15 protein-coding genes and 1 pseudogene are annotated in these 21,393 nt (G+C 40.9%); 9 read left to right on the top strand and 7 right to left on the bottom strand.

All coding sequences use genetic code 11. From position 1 onward, the window contains the following. Nucleotides 1-518: 518 nt before the first annotated feature. From GJB62_RS17740 to GJB62_RS17760, 5 genes are all read left to right on the top strand, one after another. Nucleotides 519-1,895, top strand: a complete 1,377-nt coding sequence (locus GJB62_RS17740) for a cytochrome P450 (protein WP_114081232.1) — start codon at nt 519-521, stop codon at nt 1,893-1,895. A gap of 102 nt (nt 1,896-1,997) precedes the next feature. Further along, complete coding sequence (locus tag GJB62_RS17745; RefSeq protein ID WP_114081231.1) at nt 1,998-2,756, top strand: DUF2993 domain-containing protein; 759 nt, start codon at nt 1,998-2,000, stop codon at nt 2,754-2,756. Between the two features lie 104 nt (nt 2,757-2,860). Further along, nucleotides 2,861-4,555 carry a beta-carotene ketolase CrtO gene (gene crtO, locus GJB62_RS17750; RefSeq protein WP_114081230.1) on the top strand — a complete coding sequence of 565 codons (1,695 nt, stop codon included), beginning with the start codon at nt 2,861-2,863 and terminating at the stop codon, nt 4,553-4,555. An 813-nt stretch (nt 4,556-5,368) separates the two neighbouring features. Next, nucleotides 5,369-6,112 carry a tetratricopeptide repeat protein gene (locus GJB62_RS17755; protein WP_114081229.1) on the top strand — a complete coding sequence of 248 codons (744 nt, stop codon included), beginning with the start codon at nt 5,369-5,371 and terminating at the stop codon, nt 6,110-6,112. Between the two features lie 77 nt (nt 6,113-6,189). Then, complete coding sequence (locus GJB62_RS17760) at nt 6,190-7,065, top strand: NAD(P)-dependent oxidoreductase (protein ID WP_114081228.1); 876 nt, start codon at nt 6,190-6,192, stop codon at nt 7,063-7,065. Here GJB62_RS17760 and GJB62_RS17765 read toward each other — a convergent pair. Beyond that, entirely contained in the window at nt 7,059-8,237 is a 1,179-nt protein-coding gene (locus GJB62_RS17765; protein WP_114081227.1) for an ATP-binding protein, read from the bottom strand. The two genes, GJB62_RS17760 and GJB62_RS17765, sit on opposite strands and share 7 nt — an antisense overlap. A 45-nt stretch (nt 8,238-8,282) precedes the next feature. Between GJB62_RS17765 and GJB62_RS17770 the strand changes: the two are divergent. Beyond that, nucleotides 8,283-8,447: pseudogene (locus GJB62_RS17770) on the top strand (Uma2 family endonuclease); the annotation flags it as partial. Here GJB62_RS17770 and GJB62_RS17775 read toward each other — a convergent pair. After that, a complete protein-coding gene (locus GJB62_RS17775; RefSeq protein WP_245245956.1) occupies nt 8,425-9,882 on the bottom strand; it encodes a WD40 repeat domain-containing protein in 1,458 nt (485 codons plus the stop codon). The pseudogene GJB62_RS17770 and the gene GJB62_RS17775 sit on opposite strands and share 23 nt — an antisense overlap. Beyond that, nucleotides 9,851-11,227, bottom strand: a complete 1,377-nt coding sequence (locus tag GJB62_RS17780) for a helix-turn-helix transcriptional regulator (protein WP_220186640.1) — start codon at nt 11,225-11,227, stop codon at nt 9,851-9,853. Before GJB62_RS17780 ends, GJB62_RS17775 begins: the two co-directional genes overlap by 32 nt. A gap of 337 nt (nt 11,228-11,564) precedes the next feature. Between GJB62_RS17780 and GJB62_RS17785 the strand changes: the two genes are divergently transcribed. Beyond that, nucleotides 11,565-11,831: a hypothetical protein gene (locus GJB62_RS17785; protein ID WP_114081225.1), complete on the top strand. Its 267-nt coding sequence runs from the start codon at nt 11,565-11,567 to the stop codon at nt 11,829-11,831. Nucleotides 11,832-12,176: 345 nt separating this feature from the next. On the opposite strand, the gene gcvP is transcribed toward GJB62_RS17785, so the two are convergent. The 3 genes from gcvP to gcvT form a co-directional block, all read right to left on the bottom strand. Next, complete coding sequence (gcvP, locus tag GJB62_RS17790) at nt 12,177-15,113, bottom strand: aminomethyl-transferring glycine dehydrogenase (RefSeq protein WP_114081224.1); 2,937 nt, start codon at nt 15,111-15,113, stop codon at nt 12,177-12,179. Between the two features lie 190 nt (nt 15,114-15,303). After that, nucleotides 15,304-15,693 carry a glycine cleavage system protein GcvH gene (gene gcvH / locus GJB62_RS17795; RefSeq protein WP_069072677.1) on the bottom strand — a complete coding sequence of 130 codons (390 nt, stop codon included), beginning with the start codon at nt 15,691-15,693 and terminating at the stop codon, nt 15,304-15,306. 125 nt (nt 15,694-15,818) lie between these two features. Further along, the gene (gene gcvT, locus GJB62_RS17800) at nt 15,819-16,955 is read right to left on the bottom strand and encodes a glycine cleavage system aminomethyltransferase GcvT (protein WP_114081223.1); all 1,137 of its coding nucleotides are present in this window, start codon (nt 16,953-16,955) and stop codon (nt 15,819-15,821) included. A gap of 241 nt (nt 16,956-17,196) precedes the next feature. On the opposite strand from gcvT, the gene GJB62_RS17805 reads away from it, so the two are divergent. Further along, nucleotides 17,197-17,694 (top strand): pentapeptide repeat-containing protein, encoded by a 498-nt coding sequence (locus GJB62_RS17805; protein ID WP_114081222.1) that lies wholly within the window; start codon nt 17,197-17,199, stop codon nt 17,692-17,694. A 217-nt stretch (nt 17,695-17,911) separates the two neighbouring features. On the opposite strand, the gene GJB62_RS17810 is transcribed toward GJB62_RS17805, so the two are convergent. Then, nucleotides 17,912-19,678: a tetratricopeptide repeat protein gene (locus GJB62_RS17810; protein ID WP_114081221.1), complete on the bottom strand. Its 1,767-nt coding sequence runs from the start codon at nt 19,676-19,678 to the stop codon at nt 17,912-17,914. Between the two features lie 355 nt (nt 19,679-20,033). Between GJB62_RS17810 and GJB62_RS17815 the strand changes: the two genes are divergently transcribed. Then, a complete protein-coding gene (locus GJB62_RS17815; RefSeq protein WP_114081220.1) occupies nt 20,034-21,368 on the top strand; it encodes a lipid-A-disaccharide synthase in 1,335 nt (444 codons plus the stop codon). Nucleotides 21,369-21,393 lie beyond the last annotated feature (25 nt).

The raw sequence follows: 21,393 nt of genomic DNA on the forward strand, positions 1-21,393 counted from the left end.
TAGTCCTCTTTTAAGGAGATTTATGGGGGATTTTAATATATTACAACTGTAAAAAGAATGAGTTTTAAGACTGAGTTCATACAGCAATGTAAAACATTTTGACATCACCAAAAGACATAGTTTTCGTGGATATATCCCAAAATAATTGAGTAAGCTTTTTCTATAAATACCTCTAAAAATTTGGTAAAAAATATTATTATTATCTTTGTAAAAATTCATGTTGATGATTTTTCAGCATGATTCACTTAGCGATAATTCACTCCCAAACATCTACCCAAAGTATTAAAAATCTATGCTATAATTCCCTAATTAAAAATTAACTTAGGGAGTATCTAGTGTTCTATCCCATTAAATTTGAGGGGTGAATACGCTTGTAGTGAGGACTTTAGTCCTCAAATATTCAAGCACTAAAGTGCTTACTACAAACTTAGCAAAATTAATGCGATAGACCACTAGGCTTACCTAAAGCGTATTGAATTATTTGCAGCTTACTAAACCATAAAATTATCGAATAAATAATGAAACCTCTTGATAGTCTAACCACACCAGCGTTGCTGCAAACTCTGCAATTAATTGCTCAACCCACAAAAACTTTAGAAAAGTATGCTGCGAAGTACGGTGATATTTTCACAATGCGGGTAATGGGTTTAAAGTCGCCACCAATAGTATTTTTTAGCTATCCCCAAGCAATTAGTGATTGTTTTGCCATCCCTGCACACAAGTTAGATTTTAAGAAAGCAACCCATGTGTTTAAACCCTTATTTGGAGAGAATTCTATTGTATTTCAAGAAGCGCGATCGCACCAACAACAACGGCAGCTATTATTACCAGCATTTCATGGCGATAATTTAAAATCTTATGGACAAGCAATTTGCCAAATTACTGAAGAACTTACACAAAGTTGGACATCAGGTACAGATATTTGTATACACCAATTAATGTCACATATCACTTTAGAAATTATCTTACAAGTGGTATTTGGTATTACTCATGGTGTGCGTTACCAACAATTAAAAGAACAATTGAGTTCTTTATTAGAAGACGTAACTAAACCTTGGTATTCTAGCTTGTTTTTCTTTCCTTTGCTGCAACAAGATTTAGGCGCATGGAGTCCTTGGGGAATTTTCTTAAAAAGACGAGAGCAAATTGACAAACTCATCTATGCAGAAATTTCTGAAAGACGTTGGCAAAATGATGCTGCGTGTACAGATATTCTCAGTATGCTGATGTCAGCACGTGACGTAAATGGCCAACAGATGACAGATCAGGAATTACGCGATCAACTAGTTTCATTATTGCTGTTAGGTTATGAAACTACATCTGGTGTATTAGCCTGGATATTTTATTTAATTCACTCTCATCCAGAGGTTAAACATCGGCTAATGCAAGAACTAAATACCTTGGACAATCTCACAAATCCTGAAGCGATTACACAATTACCTTATCTCACCGCCGTCTGTCAAGAAACACTGCGAATTCATCCTATTGCTTTAATTTGCACACCACGAATGGTAAAAGAACCAGTGGAAATTATGGGGCATAAATTTACATCAGAAACAGTTTTAGTTCCATGTATTCATTTAGCACATCGCCGAACAGACACTTACCCAAAACCAGAACAGTTTCGTCCAGAAAGATTCCTCAACCAAAAATTTTCACCTTACGAATATTTACCCTTTGGTGGAGGTTATCGCGGTTGCATTGGTGCAGCCTTTTCTATGTATAAACTAAAATTAGTAACAGCCATAATATTATCTCGCTTTGAATTAAGCCTTACTGATAAACGTCCAGTGCATCCAGTCCGTCGTGGTATTACAATTGTCCCTAGCGGCGGTGTAAAAATGGTTGTTACTAAAAAAGCAAAATTTAAAAGACAAACAATACTTTCTACTTGATTACTCAATCTTCCGATTTGCATATACCTAAATACAGATCCGCTCCTTAGCATATAGCCTTTACAGTAACTAGTAAGAGGACATTTAGGAGATTACTAATTCATGCCTGATGAGCATCGGTTGGAGGAAAAATTTTTATCCCAGGAAGCTGAAAGAAGAATATCTGAAAAGCTAGATGACGCGGAAAAAATAGAAATAGATGTACAAACCGATCTGTTAAAAATAGTTCAGGGACAAGCGGATGGAGTTTCGGTTGTAGGACAAGGATTAGTAATCCAAGAAGATATTCGCGTACAAGAAATACAACTGCAAACAGATAGTATTTCCATCAATCCTTTCAGCGCTCTTTTGGGTCAAATAGAACTCACTGAACCAGTCAATACCATAGCTCGTATTATACTTACAGAAACCGATATTAACCGCACCTTGGCATCAGACTTTGTTAGCAGCCAGATGCAAAATTTTGATTTGGATGTAGACGGTAAAATTGTGAGTTTTGAGGCCCAAAAAATTGAGATATTTTTACCTGGTGATGGGAAAATAGAATGTAAGGGAAGAGTGCTGTTAAAAGAGAGGGGAAATACTCGCCCTTTGGCTTACACTGCGATCGCACGTCCACGCACACATTCACAACCCGCGATGCTGGAAAGTTTTAACTGCACTGAGGGAGGAGGAATTTCTATAGAATTAGTTACAGCTTTAATGCAGAAAGCAAAAGAATTAATGAACATACCATATTTTAAATGGGAAGATATGGTGTTTCATATTAAAGATATAACAGTAGAAATTGGTAGTTTAATACTGATGGTAGAAACTCAAGTGAGGCAAATACCATCATCGTCAATTTTACCCTCTTCTTAGTAGAATTGACTTTAGTTAAAGATAATTTTTGTTACCGAAGGATGATGTAAAAGTAATAAAAGGTTTCTACTATTTAGAAAGCTACTTATTTCTAAATTCCAACTATGCAAGAGTATGATGTTGTGCTGATCGGTGCTGGACACAATGGGTTAGTTTGTGCGGCTTACTTGTTGAAAGCTGGTTATAGCGTCCTGTTATTGGAAAAGCGTTCTGTTCCAGGTGGTGCAGCAACAACTGAAGAATGTCTACCACAAGAGGCTCCTGGATTTAAATTTAACTTGTGCGCTATTGACCATGAATTTATTCATTTGGGGCCGGTTGTTGAAGAATTAGAACTAGAAAAATATGGCTTGCATTATTTGGAGTGCGATCCAGTTGTTTTCTGTCCTCATCCTGATGGCAAGTATTTCTTAGGGCATAAGTCGCTAGAAAAAACTTGTGCAGAAATTGCTCGTTATAATGAACGTGATGCCAAAAAATACGCAGAATTTGTAGATTTTTGGCAACGAGCAATCGGTGCAATGATTCCGATGTTTAATGCACCGCCAAAGTCAATTATAGATATTGTTGGCAACTACGATATCAAAAAATTCAAAGATTTATTTTCAGTTATTGGTTCTCCAAATAAAACGCTGGACTTTATTCGCACCATGTTAACCAGCGCTGAAGATTTACTTAACGAGTGGTTTGATGAAGAATTTCTGAAAGCGCCACTAGCCAGATTAGCATCAGAACTTGGTGCGCCACCATCGCAAAAAACCCTTGCCATTGGTGCAATTATGATGGCGATGCGTCATAATCCTGGCATGGCCAGACCTCGCGGTGGAACTGGCGCATTAGTGCAAGCTTTGGTGAATTTAGTCACAAGTAAAGGTGGCGTTATTCTCACAGACCAGCACGTTGAAAAAGTTTTAATTGATGATGGCAAAGCTGTTGGTGTGCGGGTTGCTGGTGGTAAAGAATATCGCGCCAAATACGGGGTTATATCTAATATTGATGCCAAGCGATTGTTCTTACAAATGACTGATAAAAGCGATGTTGATGGAGCCGATCCTGATTTATGGGAAAGATTAGAACGCCGCATCGTTAATAACAACGAAACCATCCTCAAGATAGATTTGGCTTTAGATGAACCACTGCATTTTCCACACCACGCTCACAAAGATGAATATCTCGTCGGTTCTATCTTGATTGCCGATTCCGTAGCTCATGTAGAACAGGCTCATAGTAAATGTACTTTGGGAGAAATTCCTGATGCTGACCCATCAATGTATGTGGTGATGCCTAGTTATTTAGATCCAACATTAGCACCACCAGGTAAGCACACTGTATGGATTGAGTATTTTGCCCCTTATCAAATTGCTGGTGCAGAAGGCACTGGTTTAAAAGGTACTGGCTGGACAGATGAATTGAAAAACAAAGTTGCAGATAGAGTGGTTGATAAGTTGGCAGACTATGCACCAAATGTCAAAAGTGCAACTATCGCCCGTCGTGTAGAAAGTCCAGCAGAACTAGGAGAAAGATTAGGCGCGTACAAAGGGAATTATTATCATGTTGACATGACATTAGATCAGATGATATTTTTCCGTCCATTACCAGAAATAGCCAACTATAAAACGCCAATTGATAATCTATTTTTGACTGGTGCTGGGACTCATCCAGGGGGTTCGATTTCGGGAATGCCGGGACGCAATTGTGCCCGCGCTTTTTTACAAGCAAAACATCCTATTAGCCAAACCTTGAAGGATGCAAGAGATTCGATTAAATCAACTGTCGAGTCAGTGTTTGGAATTAATTAGGCGTTACAAAGATAAAGCCTCATTATTATCTATTTATTGCCTTCATGTCTTTGTACTGAAAACATAATTTTGGTATCACAAAGATATGAAGGTATTATTTAGAGTATCTTCTTAAATAGGAATCTGTTTTGATGTTTGTTCGTGCAACGTGGCGTAGACGTACTTATTTGCGTGGGTAGGCAATAGCCAATAGGAAAGAAGGCTTTTTTAGTTGTACGGAGTTTTTTTTAAATAAAATATGAGTCCTATAGACTTTACAAGCGATAAGTTACATTGATAGACTTCTCATAATTTTTGCAAATATAACGCTGATAGTCACCATTGAGAATCAGTTATTGGCATCCCCCCAACGAGAGATGTTAATCTGATGCGGTTTTAAGTTGCATAGTTTCAATTGCTAAAAAGAGGCAAAGACGTAATTTGAATGATGATTAGCTTAGATAAATTCTTGAGAAATGAAGCAACTAACATCATTGTTTAGCGAAAAACTATTACGATCGCCTATGGCGGGTGGTATACCATTGCACTCTTAGAAAATTACCAAACACTTGCGATGTCTACAACAGGCGACATTTAGACAATATATACAACACAAATAATTGTTTTTTTAATGAAATAGGTACTAAGTAATTGCTTTATGTAGATTTAATATGATAATCTAGCCTACGCTTGATTTTAATAAACATCTATGCGTCGTCAACAAAGCTCTTTCTGAAAAGATAAGTGAATTAATGCGTAAAAACTAGTGTATTTTGATAATACTCAAAAAAAGAACGAATTTTAACATCATCTCATAAGTTTTGTAGGTACAGCATGATTGTTCAGCGCTGCTTCGTTGCATCTGGTTTGATAGCTTTCTTCGCATTTGGTTGTAATGGTGGGGCAAACTCATCAATAGAAAATACTACACAAGTTGTCCAAGAAAGTAATGTAACCCAGCTTTTCATAGAAGCGAAGGCTACCCAAAAAGCAGAAGACTTTTTTCATCAAGGTAATAATTTATTAGATGGACAACGTTATGAAGATGCAATAAAGGTATACGATAAAGCGATCGCCATCAAAGTTGAGAGTCCTGAAGCTTGGATTAACCGTGGCATAGCTTTAACATCGTTGCAACGCTACCAAGATGCTCTTGCATCCTATGATCGAGCGATCGCGATCAAACCCGATAAATATGAAGCCTGGTATAATCGTGGCATAGCTTTGACATCGTTGCAGCGCTACAAAGATGCGATCGCATCTTACGACAAAGCGATCGCTATCCAACCCAACAAATATCAAGCCTTAATTAACCGAGGCATAGCTCTGACAAAGCTACACCGCTACAAGGATGCGATCGCATCTTATGATAGAGCGATCGCCATCAAGCAAGATTTGCACCAAGCATATTACAATAAAGCTTGCTCTTATGCTTTACAAAGCAATCTAGAATTAGCAATTGAAAACCTAGACAAAGCAATCAAGCTTGTTCCTGATAAATACAAGAAATTAGCAAAAACTGACCCAGACTTTAGCAAAGTGCGTAGTGAAAAGCAGTTTCAGGAATTAGTGCAATAGTATTTTATCACTACCACTCAGTGTAGAATATAAGCCTGCTTTAGCAAGATTTTTTCTTGAGCGGTTTACGGTTAGACATGAAAAAATTGTTAATCACCGGGGCAAGTGGTTTTTTAGGATGGCATCTTTGCCAGCTTGCAAAACCAGAATGGGAGATTTATGGCACTTATTTATCCCATCCTTTAGAGATTCCTGGCATTAAAACATTAAAAGCGAACTTAACAAATTTTCAGGAATTGAAACGCATATTTAATGATGTCAAACCAGAAGCAGTTATTCATACTGCTGCACATTCGCAACCAAATTTTTGTCAAACAAACCCCAAAGAATCGCACGCAATTAACGTCATCGCATCCTGCAATATTGCCGGACTTTGCGCGGATAATTCTATTCCTTGTGCTTTTACCTCAACTGACTTAGTTTTTGATGGCTTAAATGCTCCCTATCAAGAAATAGATGCCGTGTGTCCTGTCAATCTTTACGGTGAGCAAAAAGCTATAGCTGAAGCAGATATGCTAGAAAGGTATCCCATGACCGCAGTGTGTCGAATGCCGTTAATGTTTGGTGCAGAAACACCTACAGCAAAAAGCTTTATTCAGCCATTCATTCAAACTTTACAAGCAGAAGAAGAATTAAGTTTATTTATAGATGAATTTCGCACACCAGTGAGTGGAACAACTGCCGCTAAAGGACTTTTATTAGCATTAGAAAAAGTTAACGGTATCATTCACTTAGGTGGAAAAGAGCGGATTTCGCGTTATGATTTTGGACAGATATTATTGGAAGTATTTCAACTTCCTAGCACTGGTCTTAAATCCTGCCGACAACAAGATGTGAAAATGGCAGCACCTAGACCAGCAGATGTTTCTTTGGATAGTTCCAAAGCATTTGCATTGGGGTATCAGCCATTATCTGTAAGGGAAGAATTGCAGGAATTAATCAATAGTCAATAATCAGATTGTATTTTTTGTGTACCTAACCAGTGACGGAAGCTGGAATGATAGAGACTATAATGGATTGCTCCATCAATTTGTTCTTGGTGTAAGAATTCAAGCCAACTTTCTAGAACTTCTTCAACTTCGTATTCATCTGTATTGATTATATTAGCTATAGCATCTACAGATATTGCTTGTTCTTGCTGTATTAAGACATTTAACACATCTGTGCTATATTCCGTCCCTTCTTCGGATGGAAACATTTTGTGTAAATGCTGCTGATAATATGTTTCTAAACCAGGTGGGAGTTGATTGGACTCGAAAGATTCTGGGTAGAAATTGTCTGCCATCGCACCTATGATCTGGCTAACATACATAAAATTATTTTCGCTCAAACTGGTGAGGCGATCGCTAAATTCTTCCTCATTAATCTGGTGATTACTCAGCCAAGATTTAAGATTCCCCCTAACCCCCATTAACAAGGGCGAAATATTGCCCCCCTTCTCAAGGGGGGTTGGGGGGATCTCTTGAGGAGTTAGGCAATTTTGAATATATGCTTGAATATCCCGCCGACTTTCTTTTGGATAATCTGCCAAATCCAGACTTTGCGACGGCGTTTCAATTAATAAACCCGACTTCTCCCGCAAGAAAGGTCTGCGAGTGAGGAGGAAATAGACCTTATCCGGGAGATAGCGGGGGAGATAAAACAGATTTGTACTAGGTGGTTGACTATTGCGGTCAATGCAATTCAACCCATCAATGGCAATTATCAGTTTTTGATGAGGTTCTAACTCATCGCTGATTTGCTGGAGAAGACTAGAGAAAAACCAACTTCCCTCTGTGACGTTATCAGGGAGAGAGGTGTAATTAAGCGAGTATTGATTAATGAGTTGCGTGCAGATATTTATGAGAAATTCGTCAGCACGATTTTTACCCTCAAGTTCGGCATTGTAATAAATAACTTGAGGATTGTTTGTCACATATTTGGCGAGAATGGCACTTTTACCGCTACCGGGTGCGCCAATGATAGTGAAGTAACCGTGGTTATGGCGGTGGAGAAAGTTGTTAATAGCCGTGAAGACAAATTCACGACCGACAAAGTTTTGGCTTTTTTCTTGAATGATTTGCTCAAACTCCCTTGGATGTCCTCTGGAATTGATTGCAGTGGTTGGTTTGGGTGGTGAGTTCATAATTTTGGAGAATCATTAAAAAATGAGGCAACACTAGAGGTAACTATTGAAGTCTGGTTAGTAGATATTAACGAGCAAATTGTCGAAGTTTATCAACAACCAACAGCCGCAAGATATCAGCTTATGCAAAAGTTCGCTAGCAGTCAAACTTTATCAATTAAAGCTTTCCCGGATGTGAATATTACCGTCAATGAAATCCTTGGCAGATAAAATTACTCTCCCTTGATTCCTCTCTCATCCCTTCAAGGCGCAAAAAATGCACCCTACCTGAAGAATCTCCTGCCACAATTGTCATGCAATCGGGTGCAACTGCACAGCAATCAATGGAACCTTCCCCTGCGAAGGTGGCAATGACCTCCCCTGTTGCCAGATTCCAGACTTTCAGGGTGTTGTCATAAGAGGCAGAAATCACCTGTTGCCCATTGGGGGTGACGGCGACGGCATTTACATAGGAACTATGACCATTAAGGGTGAATTGTTCCTCCCCTGTTGCCAGATTCCAGACTTTCAGGGTGTTGTCAATTGAGGCAGAAATCACCTGTTGCCCATTAGGGGTGACGGCGACGGCATTTACCCAGTGACTATGACCATTGAGGGTGAATTGTTCCTCCCCTGTTGCCAGATTCCAGACTTTCAGGGTGTTGTCATAAGAGGCAGAAATCACCTGTTGCCCATTGGGGGTGACGGCGACGGCTTTTACCCAGTCACTATGACCTTTGAGGGTGAATATTTTTCTTCTGGTGATCAGATTCCTAATAAAAGTAAAAAATCCTTCTTTGCCTGTTGCCAGATTCCAGACTTTCAGGGTCTTGTCATCGGAGGCAGAAATCACCTGTTGCCCATTGGGGGTGACGGCGACGGCATTTACATAGGAACTATGACCATTGAGGGTGAATTGTTCCTCCCCTGTTGCCAGATTCCAGACTTTCAGGGTCTTGTCATCGGAGGCAGAAATCACCTGTTGCCCATTGGGGGTGACGGCGACGGCATTTACCGAGTGACTATGACCATTGAGGGTGAATTGTTCCTCCCCTGTTGCCAGATTCCAGACTTTCAGGGTCTTGTCATCGGAGGCAGAAATCACCTGTTGCCCATTGGGGGTGACGGCGACGGCATTTACATAGGAACTATGACCTTTGAGGGTGCGGAGTAAGCGTCCTCCTGGTGGAGTTAAACTAGGGGTTAAGGGACACAGCCAAGGGGTAGTTTTCTCTTGCTTTATTTGTGCCAATAATGCCTGAATTTCCTCTGGCATTTGCTGATTTAGTAACCTTCCGTGCAATTGACTCGCTAATTGTTGTTTATCTGTTACTAAAATATGTGCTGACAGTCTTAATGCCCCTTGAATCAATTTGAGACTTTTGACTTTTTCAGAGTTGTATTCTGGGTAATTTAATGTCTCTGCATGATCAATCAAATCATAGTCTTCAATTAGCGGCTGTACCCCAAACTCAGGATGGTTAATCTTGGCAGTAATGAAATCAAAATCAGTCAGAGTTTCGTAATACTGTTCTAATTTTACCGACTTCACTAAGCTTGGCGCTAAACTACCCAAGTAAGCACGTTGAAATGCAGGACTTTGTGCCGCTAACTTGTCAGCAAATTCTCCCATTTCACGCCATCTTCCCCATAAGGTAGTCTGCAATGCGTTGATTAACCTCTTCAAATAGCTTCCGTTTTGAATCCAAAACCCGTTTTGCTTTCAAAAAGTCTAAAAAACTAGCGTGATAGATGCTATGGCAAATTTCTCCTTTTATATCCTGCTGCTTCAAATACTCAACCCACTCATCTAAAATTGATTGCACATCATCTTCATCCTGTTTGGCAATATCTGCTATCATCTTCCAGGTAATTGGTGTGCCAATCTCAACTAAAATAAACAGGATAAATACTTTTACTTCTTGGGGCTTTGCATCCATTCCCATCCGTCCCCAATGGACTTGATAATAGTCCTGAAGACCATCGGGTAATTGCGTTAAACTCAGGTCATTATAGTCACCTTTAGCAATTACTGGCAAGACATAGCGCAGGTACATGAAATTATTTTCGCTCTTAGTTGCTACCTGCTCAATAAAAGTTTCATCAGCAATATTTTTCTTTCGAATCCAATTTCTCAAGCCATCTTTATACTCAGGTATATTGTTCAGAATAAAGGTGATATATGCTTGAATATCATCACGACTTAATTTATTATACTGACTTGCAGTTAAATCTAACTCTTGGTGTGCAACACCCTCAATATATAAACGCTTTTTATTAGGTTCATAACGTCGCCTCGTCAGCAAAAAATAAACTTTATCTGGCAGAATCTTAGGCAAATATAAAATATTTTCTGCCCCTGGTTCTTGTTCTACTTCATCCAACGCATCAACCACAATCACCAAGTTTTCACCATCAGAAATTTTGGCACTCGCTTTAATTAATAAAGCTGATAATTCATCATTTTCAGTATTTTCTAACTGGTAGCGATTAGTTAGCTGTTGACGAATACTTTTCAGAAATAATTCTGGTCTATTGTTTCTTTCTTGCAAAACATTAAAGTAACAAATTGCTTTATTTTCATAAACATACTTTGCTGCTATAGCACTTTTCCCCATCCCCGCATCACCAATCACGGTAAAATAACCCTTGGGATATTTTTTGAGAAAATCTGCAAACGCTGTAAATACAAATCCGCGTCCACAAAATGAGCGAGTCTTTTCTTTAATTAGCGGTTCAAACTCTTGTGGTGATTGCAGATGTTGATTCCAATCTTGATGGTGAACTATATCTAATGGGTTAATGTTTAAAAGTTGAGCAATATTCTTCACAGCCCATCTTTCGACTCCATTAGGAGCAGGTTTAGTGCCAAGCAAACGTTTGATAGTATCAACACTTACTTTAGCTCTTTGTCCTAGTTCTTCTTGAGTCAATTTTGCTTGTTTCATGGCTTCTCTGAGCCGAGTTTTCCCCGCTTCGCTAGCCTTTACTTTATCGGAATCAAGAATCATAGATTTTTAAATAGAACGGCTTATGTGAGTTGGAGTCTGGAAAGGCGTAAATACGTCAACATAGCTAAACATCTTGGCTAAACTACAGCCTGAAACCCTTGCTATCGGTAGGGCATTTTAATTCACATAAGGCGTATAGAAATAAAACTAATAAAACTATAAACAATTTTGAATTTTGCTGTCTAGGGCAGATAGGTTTTGCAAGTAACTCTAATTGCCCTAAATTGGAGGGCAGATAATTAAGATTAATTCAATCTATTTGCCCTGGAACTCCTAAATTTTCTTGATTAGGATACCCATATACAAATTCTAGAAAGAAATATTCAGGAGCCTAAAAATGCAAAATCATAATCATCAAAATTCAGAAGCAGAAATTATGCAAGAACTATTAAGACAAGCAAAGTTAACCTTCAATTTAGCTTTGAGTGTCACCGCCGCTTCTGCCATGATGACATTAGGCGGTGTAGGTTTGCTGTATTTCAACAAAGTATCCGAAGCCAGCCTCACAGCCGGAGGCGGTGCACTGGCTACTATAACTAGCGTTCAACTCGCTAAAGAAACAAGAAAGGAATTGTTACAGATTCTAGAAAAATCAGATGGGTGAATTTAGAGAAGATAGAGCGATTATTCTTACAATAACCTGAAACGTGGTGCATAGGCGTAGCCCGTCGTAGACATCGCCTACCCGTTTCGAGTTCCAAACCTCAACGTTGACCTTCTGAGGCTCAACTATAAATCAATACGGTTCAGTTAAGGGCTACTGGCGAAAATTTTGGGTTTTCGAGACGCGATAAATCGCCGTCTCTACAAGGGTTTTGGTCTTATCTGAACTGTATTGAACTATAAATATTTCTATCTTACGCAGAGAGAGAGTTTATTCTAAAAAAATCCCCCCAACTTTCTGTAAACGAGAGTTAGGGGGAGCAAGTTTTAACTAAACTGTATGGTTTTATGAGGAATAAGCATCCATTGGCAGACAAGAACAAACAAAATTCCTATCGCCAAAGGCTGCATCAATGCGACCGACAGCAGGCCAGAATTTATACTCACGAGTCCAAGGTGCAGGGTAGGCAGCTTGTTCACGAGAATAAGGATGCTGCCATTCTCCGGTGATAAGACTTTCGGCAGTGTGGGGTGCGTTCTTCAAAACATTATCTTGGATATCCACCTTGCCAACTTCTATTTCGGCGATTTCTTGGCGAATAGCAATCAAGGCATCACAGAAACGATCCAACTCTTGCTTAGATTCACTTTCTGTAGGTTCCACCATGATTGTACCTCCTACAGGCCAGGAGACAGTCGGCGCATGGAAACCATAATCTATCAGACGCTTGGCGACATCATCGATTTCGATCGCAGCTGATTTTTTTAGCGATCGCAAATCTAAAATACATTCATGGGCAACTAGACCATTTTTTCCCTGATACAAAACCGGATAGTACGATTCCAGTTTCTTGGCAATGTAGTTAGCGTTGAGAATCGCCACCTTAGTTGCTTGGGTTAAACCATCTGCACCCATCATGGCGATGTACATCCAAGAAATCACCAAGATACTTGCACTACCCCAAGGTGCAGCCGCCACAGCACCAATATGTGAGTGCTGAGTTGACTTATCGATAGTGACAACAGGATGCCCAGGGAGAAAAGGCACGAGATGAGACGCTACTCCGATAGGCCCCATACCAGGGCCACCGCCACCATGAGGAATACAGAAGGTTTTGTGCAAGTTTAAATGGCAGACATCCGCGCCAATATCTCCAGGACGGCAAATTCCCACTTGGGCATTCATATTTGCCCCATCCATATAAACTTGTCCACCATGACTATGGACAACAGCGCAGATTTCCTGAATTGGTTCCTCAAAAACACCGTGAGTTGAGGGATATGTCACCATTAAGGCGGCGAGTTCATTGCTGTGTTTTTCTGCCTTCGCCTTCAAGTCATCAACGTCAATATTACCTTGTGAGTCACAGGCAACAGCCACCACCTTCATTCCACACATCACTGCACTTGCTGGATTTGTCCCGTGTGCCGAGGTGGGAATCAAACAGACGTTGCGGTGTGCTTCACCCCGATTTTCGTGATATTGACGAATTACTAAAAGTCCAGCATACTCGCCCTGAGAACCAGCATTTGGTTGTAGAGAAATTCCAGCAAAACCAGTAATTTCAGCTAACCATGCCTCAAGTTGCTGGAATAGGATTTGATAACCTTGGGTTTGGGACGCGGGGGCAAATGGATGAATCTTGCCAAATTCCTCCCAACTTACCGGAATCATCTCAGCAGTTGCATTCAACTTCATTGTGCAAGAACCCAAAGGAATCATCGATGTAGTTAGCGACAAGTCCTTAGCTTCTAGCTTGTGCAGATAACGCAACAACTCAGTTTCTGAGTGATAGCGGTTAAAAACTGGGTGAGTGAGATAGGTGCTTTGACGGCTAAATGGTTCACCGCTTAAACCTGATTGCTGAATTATCCATTCCATCTCTTGCACATTCAAAACAAACCGTAGCTCATCTGTCCCCGCAAAAATCTGGCATATATCTCGCACATCATCCAATGTGGTAGTCTCATCAAGCGAAATACCAACAGTAGATGTATCAAAAATACGTAGATTAATTTGACGAGCTTCAGCAGCTTGTAGAATTTCTTGCAGAGGTTTAGTTCCTAACTCCACCTGTAGCGTATCAAAGAAAGGTTTAGAACTGATGCTATAACCTAGTCGCTGCAACCACTCTGCCAAAACCAAAGTCAGGGAATGTATCCTTTGAGCTATTGTCTTAAGTCCATCTGGCCCATGATAGACAGCGTACATACTCGCCATCACCGCCAGTAGCACCTGTGCAGTACAAATATTACTAGTAGCTTTCTCGCGGCGGATGTGCTGTTCGCGGGTTTGTAAGGCGAGACGCAATGCAGGTTTACCTTGAGCATCTTTTGATACTCCCACAATTCGCCCTGGAACCAGCCGCTTATACTCTTCCTTCGTCGCAAAGTATGCCGCATGAGGCCCCCCAAACCCCAACGGAATACCAAAGCGCTGGGTGCTACCGACAGCAATATCAGCGCCAAATTCCCCAGGAGGGGTGAGCAAAGTTAAACTTAAAGGATCTGCTGCTACCGTCACCAATGCACCCTTAGCATGGGCTTTTTCTATAAAAGCGCGGTAGTCGTAAATGGTGCCATCACTAGCGGGGTATTGTAGAACAGCCCCAAAAATTGGTTGACCAAAATCAAATGTTTGATGATCGCCGACAATAATCTTAATCCCTAATGGTTTAGCCCGTGTTTGCAACACGTCGATAGTTTGGGGATGGCAGTCACCAGAGACGAAATAAGCATTTGCCTGATTTTTACAAACACCATAGCTTAGACTCATTGCTTCAGCTGCGGCTGTGGCTTCATCCAGTAACGAAGCATTGGCGATTTCCAAACCTGTGAGGTCGATAATCAGGGTTTGGAAATTTAGCAGCGCTTCAAGTCGCCCTTGGGCAATTTCTGGCTGATAAGGAGTGTAGGCAGTATACCAACCGGGATTTTCTAGGATGTTACGCCCAATTACAGGTGGGGTAATAGTGTCGTAATATCCCATACCGATGTATGAACGGAAAACCTCATTTTTTGCAGCAACTTTTTTTAAAGATGTCAGTGCTGCATACTCACTTTCGGCTTCTGGTAACTTTAGGGGTTGCTTCAGCCTGATTGTCTGGGGAACTGTTTGGTCAATTAGGGCATCCAGGCTGGGAAATCCCAAAACCTTAAGCATAAGCTGGATGTCGTCGGAGTTAGGGCCAATATGTCTTGGCACAAAACTACTCAACTTTTGACTTTTTTCGTCCAGCACTTGCTGCTCATTAGACTTGAGAATAGGGGCGTTCAATACCACAAATTACTCTCCAGATGGTACTATTTCATATTTTGCAATAAATACTGATGAGAAGTAGGTGTAACTTTTCAATTTATCTAAATTTCATGACTTATTTTCGAGTGGAATGGCAGATAGGAGAGATGCGGGAGACAAGGGAGATGGGGAGGAAATTTTTACCTGTCCTCCTTGTCCTCTCATCTCCCACTCTTTACTCTCCTTCTACTTGCGCTCGATATTCATCTGCTGTCAAAGCATCTTCAACTTCACCAGGGTCATTGACGCGCACTTTCAAAAACCACCCTTCTCCGTAGGGGTCTTCTGACACTTCTTCAGGAGAATTAATTAAGGCTTCATTGCGTTCTATAACAGTACCGGTGACTGGTGAATTAAGCTCTTCAACGGCTTTCACTGATTCAATTGTGCCAAAGTTTTCTCCCCTGGTAAGAGCGTCGCCAATTTCTGGCAGTTCCAAAAAGACGATATCACCCAATTCATGTACGGCAAACTCAGTAATGCCAATGGTGGCAATTTCGCCATCTATTCGCACGTATTCATGAGAATCCAAGTATCTGAAATCTTGAGGATATTCAAAAGACATATCACTTCCTCTCCCTTATCAAAAAAATTATTGCCCCAACAGTCATCCAAGCCATATATGGTAATGAACCTTACTGTAGATTGAGTAACTCACAACACATTATTCCTCAAAAACCTTGGCGCTTGTTAGTTAGCAGCACGATTTTTTGACCGATAAAAAGGACGTTTAACTAAAACTGCTGGGTAAGCTTTGCCGCGAATTTCGACTTCTAGCTGTTGACCAACGGTTGCTAATTGGGTAGGAACGTAAGCTAAAGCAATGGGATAACCCAGTGTAGGTGACAAAGTGCCACTAGAAACTTCTCCCACAACTTTACCTGTGGATAACACTTGGTAGCCATGACGGGCAATGTTGCGTCCTTGAGTTTGTAAACCCACCAATCGACGCTTCACTCCCTTGGATTTTTGCTCTGCTAAAACTTCTCTTCCAATAAAATCACCTTTGGTATCTAAGTGGACTAGCCACCCCAAACCCGCTTCTAAGGGTGTGGTGGTGTCATCAATATCTTGTCCGTAAAGTGCCATCGCTGCTTCTAGGCGCAGAGTGTCTCTCGCACCAAGTCCACAGGGGATAACACCACTTTTATGGAGACTTCGCCACAATTCTACTCCCACATCTGGGTCTACCATCACCTCAAAGCCATCTTCTCCGGTGTAACCTGTGCGGGCTAGGAAGGCAGATTTACCTAGTAAGGTTGCTTCTAAATGTCCGAAGGCTTTGATTGGTTGTAAGTCTTCTTGCACTAAAGGCTGAAGATATTTAATCGCTTTTGGCCCTTGCACGGCAATTAAGACTTTATCTGGTGAAAGGTCTTGGAATTGCACTTTATCCAGGTCAAGATGTTGCAAAATCCATGCTTTATCTTTACCAGAGGTTGCTGCATTGACGATGATAAATACCTTTTGTATACCAGTGGTGTCTTCACCTTGGTAATAAACAATGATGTCGTCAATAATTCCCGCTTGGGGATTTAACAATACGGTGTATTGTGCTTGACCGGGTTGCAATCGACTCAAGTCTGAAGGCACTAGAGGCTGGAGTTGGGAAATGAGATTTTTACCTTGGAGGGTAAATTTACCCATGTGGGAAATATCGAACATTCCGGCTGTATTTCTTACAGCCTCGTGTTCGCGGCTAATGCCACTAAATTGCACGGGCATTTCCCAGCCACCAAAACTAGTAAAGCGGGCTTTGAGTTCTACACCCACTTGATATAAAGGGGTTCGTGCCAGAGATTGGGCGTTGTCTTCTTGATTAGCCACAGGTAATTATTGCGTAGATGCGGAGCAACTTGCCGTTAGGCATCGCACCTCAACATCTATCATCCTACGAGAGATTAGGGAAGAGGTGACAGGGGACAGGAGACAGGGGACAGGGGACAGGTGACAAGTGACAGGTAATAGGAAATAATCTGTACCCTGTAACCTGTAACCTGCACCCTATTCCCTTCTGTGAGGTTTAATAGTTAATAGTAAAAGTGTTGAGATTTATTAAGAAGAGATTATGAAATATTGGCGGCTGTTAGCTAGCTTTGTCTTAGCTATGGTTCTTTTTTTGTTTCCCCTATCGGCGGAAGCTGCAAGTTCTTCTAGTATTACCCGTTCTGTGGGTAATGATGAACTCAAGGGTAAGGATTACTCTGGTCAAAGTTTAGTTGGTACTGAGTTTACCAATCTCAAATTAGAAAATGCTAATTTTAGCAATGCTGACTTACGTGGTGGCGTGTTTAACGGTACCCTATTGGAGGGAGCAAATCTGCATGGTGCTGATTTTAGTGAAGGCATAGCTTATCTCACAAGGTTTAAAGATGCTGATTTAAGTGATGCTGTGTTGACCGATGCAATGATGCTGCGTTCTACTTTTGATGATGTAAATGTCACAGGTGCTGATTTTACGAATGCAATTTTAGATGGAACGCAAGTGAAAAAGCTTTGTGTTAAAGCAAGTGGGGTAAATTCTAAAACTGGTGTAGATACTCGCCAGTCTTTAGGATGTAAGTAAAATCTCACCCCTCTTCTTCGCTGGTGGAGAGGGGTTAGATTTTAACTAATAGGGGTAGGACAGACTAAGGAAGTATCGTGGTCTAAATAAAAGTCTGAAACAGTCTTTAATTACGAATTACGAATTAGGCGCAGCGATGTCTAACGACAAGCCTCTGACGCTCCTTCTCTGCGAGACGCTACGCGAACGTCGCTACCGCTTCGCTAATGCGTCTACGCTAGCGATATGCTTCTCTTAAAAAGCTGGCATAATTTGCCCGAATCGTCATAGTAGTAGGATGACCTACACCTAAAGTTCGTTCGCAAATTTTCAAAGCTTGCTCAAATAAGGGTTTGGCTTTCTTGTAGCGTCTTGTCTGACGGTAGAGTGATGCGATATTATTCAGGCTAATGGCAACATCGGGATGTTCCTCTCCCAGTAGGCGTTTACTCAGTTCTAAAGCTTGCTTATACAAAGGTTCGGCTTTACTGTAGCGTCTTGTCGATTCGTAGAGTTGCGCTAAATTATTCAGGCTAGTGGCGACATCAAGATGGTTGTCTCCTAGCAGGCGTTTTCTCAGTTCTAAGGATTTCTTCAGCAAAGGTTCGGCTTTGCTATAGCGTCCTGTGTAACAGTACAAGGCTGCTAAATTGTTCAGGGTAGTGGCAACATGGGGATGTTCTTCTCCCACTAGGCGTTTCCACAGTTTTAAAGCTTGCTGATAAAGTGGTTCAGCTTCTTTGTAGCGTCCTGTAGATTCATAGAGTAATGCTAAATAGCTCAAGGTAGTGGCAACATCGGTATGTTCCTCTCCCAACAGGCGTTTTCTCAGCTCTAAAGCTTGCTGATAAAGTGGTTCAGCTTCGCTGTAACGTCCTGTAAAATCGTAAAGTTGCGCTAAATTGTTCAGGCTAGTGGCGACATCGAGATGTTCTAAACCAAGACGATTTTTAGTTAGTTCTACACATTGCTGCAACCAAGGTTCTGCTTGCTGATAAAGTCCTTGACCTTGATAAAACCAGGCTAATTTGGTAAATAGAGTGATGAGATTTTCATCGCTCACATACTGGGATAAGTGGGTTGCAACTTCTGTTATGTGCGGGATATGTGGAGTGAAATTGACAATATCTTCAGGGGTAAGCTGTTGCGGAATTAGCTTTGCTACCTCTAACATCATCGCTGCAAATTTAGTTTTTGCTTCATCTGCCTCACCTGACTCCTCCAACTTCATTTGGAAAAGTTGCCGAATCGTTGGATTTAGATGATAAATTCCTTGACTTTTTTGTTGTAGTAAATGTAATTCCAGTAAGTCGGCTATAGCTTTCTCCCAAAGTTCTTGTTTTTTGTCATCTTTTACCGTCCCAATAGATAATGGAATGTCAGCTAAGGCACACAAACTTAGTAAACAGCCAAAGCTTTTTGCATTTTCATCCAACTGTTCCCAACTCAACTCAAAAGCTTCAGCTACACCGTCTTTATCAGGCATCAATGAGTTCTCATTGACCACGTTTTCATGTTCCACTCGCTTTTTCTCTAGCCGCTTCAGTAGTGTTTCCAGAGACAAACCTGGCATCTTATCCAGATATTGCCCTACTAACTCTAGCGCTAAAGGTAAATATCCTAAAAATTTACAAATTCTTCTCGCAATCCAAGGTTCTTTTTGCAGTCTTTCCCGAGCCACTAGCGTTTTTAATAATTTCATCGCCGCTAATGGTTTGAGGATATTCAATTCGCTATTATATTTTGCTGTCAGGTAAGATTGTAACTTTTGTAGTTTATCCCGACTGTTGGAAATTGTTAACTCAGGATAGTTTTGGACAAACTTTTTATATACTTCATCTAGCAACTTTTTGAAAACAGCAATATCAACGTTTAATTCGCTAGCAAGTTTCGCTTCACTTTTACCTAAGTGTTCAGTCTGAAAATACTCTACAAAAGCTGCTGTTTGCTGTAGGGATAAGCTATGGGTAGCAGCTTCGTTGGCTAGAAAATTAGCCCATTGCATAAACAGTTTGTCAAGTTTATTTTAGATTCTACTTCGTCTCCATTGGGAAATCTCCTCCCTTGGGGGTGGAAATCCTATTTACATAGAAAGATTTCAAAGCAGCGGCTTATGGTTAGTAATCTTCATTTGAGCCTCTGAGGGTGAAGGTTGAGCCTTTTAACCTCAAATTTTGAGTTTGGATCTCACAAGGTCCAGGTAATATTTACAACGAGCTACGCCTATGCTCTATTTTTACTGTACTTTGGATACATGTATTAAATCCTACTTACAAATGATACTATCGCTGATAACTTAGGAACGAATTAATTAATATTTGCCTCTTGAGTAATGATCCCTAACTTTTGACCATTAACTAATGACTCAAGTAGATATTCTCATCCTATCAAATGGCCCTGGTGAGGTAACAACCTGGGTGCGCCCAGTAGTAAGGGCATTGCGGCAAAAATTCGGCGATGACCGAAATCAAGTGAGGATCAGTGTAATCTTATCACCTTGCTCAAATGCTAGTGGTAAAGAAGCTGCGATCGCACTTTCTTATCCAGAAGTAGATAGAGTACAGGCCGCAGAGCATTTTTGGCAATTTTTGCTCTGGGGTAAAACTTTTGATAATTGGGACTGGAGAAGTCGCGGTGTAGTTGTTTTTCTCGGTGGCGATCAAATTTTCCCTGTAGTTATAGGTAAAAAGCTCGGATATCGCACAGTAGTTTACGCCGAATGGTCAGCCAGGTGGCATAACTGGATTGATCGTTTTGGCGTGATGAAACCTGAAGTTGCGGCCCGCGTCCCCCAAAAATATGCTCACAAATTTACCGTTGTAGGTGATTTGATGGTAGAAGCTAGTAGTCATTCGTCATTAGTCATTGGTCATTTGTCTTTAGCAAATGACAAAGGACAAATGACTAATGACATAGACGCGTCAGCGACTTCCCACAGCGTAGGACAAAAGACTGAATTGATTGGTCTACTCCCTGGATCAAAAGCAGCAAAATTAGCCCAAGGAGTACCATTAATTTTAAGTATTGCCGAATATGTTCACGCGAAAAGACCGCAAACTAAATTTGTAGTTCCTGTAGCCCCAACTTTGGATTTACAAACTTTAGCTAGTTTTGCCGATCCTCAAAGGAACTCTATTGCTGAAATCTTTGGCTTTGGTGGTGCTTCCTTAATTGTCCCAGAGGACAATAGAGGCAAACCATTGCTCAAAACAGCAACGGGCGTAACTGTGGAACTGTGGCAAGAAAACCCCGCATATCAGTTATTATCCCAGTGCTGCATCTGCTTGACGACAGTGGGGGCAAACACCGCCGAACTCGGTGCTTTAGCAGTGCCAATGATTGTTTTACTGCCAACCCAGCAACTTGATGCCATGCGTGCTTGGGATGGTTTACCTGGGTTGTTAGCAAATCTGCCAGGAGTAGGTACACTTTTTGCTAACGTAATCAATTGGTTATTCCTAAGATTCGTAAGACGCAAAGGTTTATTAGCATGGCCAAATATCTGGGCAAAGGAAGAGATAGTACCAGAACTTATGGGTAAAATTCAACCGGCAGAAATTGGGGAAATGCTTCTAGACTTATTAGCCCATCCAGAAAAATTGGATGATATCCGCGCTAAACTCCGTAATATTCGTGGCGAAAGCGGTGCAGCCCTGAAAATAGCACAGATTGTTTGCGAGGAAATTGAGAAGTAGGAGGAGAAGTTGCAGTCAGTTTTTC

This window comes from Nostoc sp. ATCC 53789, assembly GCF_009873495.1.
Lineage (GTDB): Bacteria > Cyanobacteriota > Cyanobacteriia > Cyanobacteriales > Nostocaceae > Nostoc > Nostoc muscorum_A.